We start from the raw sequence: 3,793 nt of genomic DNA on the forward strand, positions 1-3,793 counted from the left end.
CCGGCGTCCGCGCCTGGTGATGGTGTCGGGGCTGACCGGTGGTGTGGTGTCGGAGGAGGTCACCGACGCCTCCTACTGGGTGCGGCACGTGCGTGACGCCGTGCGGTTCGCCGACGCGGTGGAGGCGATGCGCGGCGCGGGCGTAGGGACGTTCGTCGAGGTCGGTCCCGATGGTGTGTTGTCGGGTCTCGGGCCGCTGACGCGAACGGAGGACGCGGACGATTCCGACGTGGTGGAGTCGTGGACGCCGGTTCTGCGGCGCGGCCGGGATGAACCGCGGGCGTTGCTGACGGCGGTGGCGAAGGTGTTCGTCCGCGGGGTCCCGGTGGCGTGGGAGAAGGTCTACGCGGGGACGGGTGCGCGTCGGGTGGACCTGCCGACGTATGCCTTCCAGCGTCGCCGCTACTGGCTCAACCCGGCCACCAGCAGTCGTGCCGAGGATCTCGGGCTGGCGGCTCCCGGACACGCGCTGCTGGGTGCGTCGGTGGTGTTGCCGGCGAGCGGTGGTGTGGTGCTGACCGGGCGGTTGGCGCTGTCGTCGCAGCCGTGGCTGGCCGATCACGCGGTGGCCGGTCGGACGGTCGTGCCGGGTGCGGCGCTGGTGGAGATGGTGGTGCGGGCCGGTGACGAGGTGGGGTGCTCCCGTGTCGAGGAGTTGCTGAGCGAAGCCCCGCTCGTGCTGCCCGCGCAGGGTGGCGTACGGGTCCAGATCGCCGTGGCGGAGCCGGACGACACCGGCCGCCGTACCGTCACGGTCCACGCGCAGGACGAGGCTGCCCCGGCCGAGGGCGAGTGGACCCGGCTCGCGAGCGGCGTGCTCGCCCGCCCCGGTGAGATCCCCGCGGCAGGGAAAGCGGCTCCGTGGCCGCCCTCCGACGCCGAGACCGTCGAACTGGATTCCCTCTACCCGGAGTTGGCGGCACGCGGCCTGAGCTACGGGCCGGTGTTCCAGGGCCTGCGCGGCGCCTGGCGCAAGGGCGCGGAACTCTACGCCGAGATCGCGTTGCCGGAGGACGTGAGCACGGCCGGGTTCGGCCTGCACCCGGCGCTGCTCGACTCCGCGCTGCACGCGATCGTCGGCGCGGGGAACCGTACCGGCGGGCTGGAGGTGCCGTTCGCCTGGCGGGACGTCGAGCTGTACGCGACGGGTGCCAGGGCGGCCCGCGTCCGGATCGCACCGGAGGCCGACGGTGAAGGGGACGCCCTGACCCTGGCGGACGGCGACGGAACCCTGATCGCCCGCGTCGGCGGTGTCACCCTGCGCCCGTTCAAGGCCCCCGCCCTCGCCCCCGCCCCCGCAACGGACCACGGGCTGTACGGCGTGGAGTGGGTGCCCGCGAGCCTTCCCGGCCAGGCCCCGGAACCGGCCGGTGGGCGCTGGGCGGTGATCGGCGACGCGGACGCCGTACCCGCGCTGCCGGAAGCCGCCGCGTACCCCGATGTCGCGGCGCTGGCGGCGGCCGTCGCCGCAGGCGCGCAGCTCCCGGAGACCGTCGTGGCCCTGACCGGGGCGGCAGTTGAGCCCCAGGACGAGGGCACGGCCCAGGCCGCCCGCCGCGCCGCCGCGGACGCCCTGGCGCTGGTGCGGCAGTGGCTGGCGGCCGACGCGCTGTCCGGCGCCCGGCTGCTGCTGGTCACCCGGCGCGCGGTGGACGCGGGACCGGAGGCGCCCGTGGACCTCGCCGCCGCCACGGTGTGGGGCCTGGTGCGGGTCGCGCAGACGGAGCACCCGGGCCGGATACTGCTGGCGGACGTCGACGAGGCCACCGGCGAGGCGACGGTCGAGGCCCTGCGGACCGCCGCGGCCCTGGAACTCCCGCAGTGCGCGGTGCGGGACGGCCGGACACGCGTGCCGCGGCTTGCCCGTACGGCGACCGCGCTGCCGCCCGCCGAAGCGGAGCGCAGCCGCCCGGGCACCGTGCTCGTGACCGGCGCCTCCGGCGCGCTGGGCCGGCTGGTCGCCCGGCACCTCGCGGAGAGTGGTCAGGCCGAGCACCTGGTGCTGCTCTCCCGCCGCGGCGGCGACGCCCCCGGCATGTCCGACCTCGTCTCCGCCCTCCATGAGGCGGGCGCGCGGACCACCGTCGCCGCCTGCGACGCGGCGGACCGCGACCGCCTCGCCGAGGTCCTGCACGGCCTGCCGCTGACCGGGGTGGTGCACGCCGCCGGGGTACTGGACGACGGGCTGGTGTCCGCACTGACCCCGGACCGGCTGGAGTCGGTCCTGCGGCCGAAGGTGGACGCCGCCTGGAACCTGCACGAGCTGACCCGCGACCTGGACCTCGACACCTTCGTGCTGTTCTCCTCGATCGCGGGCGTGCTCGGCAACGCCGGTCAGGCCAACTACGCGGCGGGCAACACCTTCCTGGACGCGCTGGCCGCGCACCGGCACCGGCAGGGCCTGCCCGCGGTGTCGCTGGCCTGGGGCCCGTGGGAAGAAGGGATGGCTGGCGCGCTCAGCGACGTGGACCGGCTCCGGATGGCCCGGCAGGGGCTGCGCCCGCTGTCCGCACCGGACGGCCTGGCCCTCCTGGACGGTGCGCCCCGCACCGGTCACGCCTTGCTGGTCGCCGCCGCACTGGACCTGGCCGCGCTGCGGGGCGCGGGCGCGGCCGCGCCGCTGCTGGCCGGCCTGCTGCCGCAGACGCGCCACGGCCTTGCCCCCACCCGTCGCACCGCCGCCCCGGCCGCCGGCGGCCGGAGCGCGCTGGCCGCACGGCTCGCCGGACTCGGCCCCGACGAGCGGACCGAGGCCGTCCTCCGGATCGTCGCCACCCAGGCCGCGCTGGTGCTGGGGATGGCCGGCCCCGAGGCCGTCGACACCCGGCGCTCGTTCCGCGACAGCGGCTTCGACTCGCTGACCTCCGTCGAACTGCGCAACCGGTTGAACACCGCGACCGGCCTGCGGCTGCCGGCCACCGCGGTCTTCGACCACCCCACCCCGGCCGCGCTGGCCCACCGCGTACGGGCGGAGTTGCTCGGCGAGGACGAAGAGGGTGGCGGGGACGGCAAGGACGCGGCCGCCCGCCCGGGCACGTCCGGCGCGGTGATCCGCGCCGTGCCCGCGGACGACGATCCCGCCGTCATCGTCGGGATGGCGTGCCGGTTCCCGGGCGGGGTGTCCTCGCCCGGCGACCTGTGGCGGTTGCTGGAGGCGCGCGGCGACGGCATCGGCCCCTTCCCCGCGGACCGCGGCTGGCCGACGGACCTGGTGGACCGCGACCCGGACGCCCTGGGCAAGTCCGTCTCGGGCGAGGGCGGGTTCCTCTACGGCGCCGCGGACTTCGACGCGGAGTTCTTCGGCGTCAGCCCGCGGGAAGCGGTCGCGATGGACCCGCAGCAGCGGCTGCTGCTGGAGACGTCGTGGGAGGCGCTGGAGGACGCGGGCATCGACCCGACCGGCCTGCGGGGCAGCGCCACCGGCGTGTTCGCGGGGCTCTTCTACCACGACTACCTGCCCTGGCACGCGGTCCCGCAGGAGGTCGAAGGCTACCTGGGAACCGGCAGCACAGGCTCCGTGGCATCCGGCCGGGTGGCGTACTCGCTGGGCCTGGAGGGTCCGGCGGTGACGATCGACACGGCGTGCTCGTCGTCGCTGGTGGCGCTGCACCTGGCCGCGCAGTCGCTGCGTTCGGGCGAGAGCACGCTCGCCCTGGCCGGTGGCGTGACGGTGATGTCCACCCCCGGCACCTTCATCGACTTCTCGCGGCAGCGCGGGCTGGCTGCGGACGGGCGCTGCAAGGCGTACGCGGATCAGGCGGACGGCACCGGCTGGGGCGAGGGTGTCGGTGTG

1 protein-coding gene is annotated in these 3,793 nt (G+C 76.1%); it reads left to right on the forward strand.

All coding sequences use genetic code 11. The features are described from left to right. Positions 1 to 3,793, forward strand: a 3,793-nt coding sequence (locus tag WA788_RS35040; RefSeq protein WP_335984428.1) for a type I polyketide synthase, incomplete at both ends; no start/stop codon positions are given.

It is taken from the genome of Streptomyces sp. CA2R106 (genome assembly GCF_037034245.1).
Taxonomy (GTDB): domain Bacteria; phylum Actinomycetota; class Actinomycetes; order Streptomycetales; family Streptomycetaceae; genus Actinacidiphila.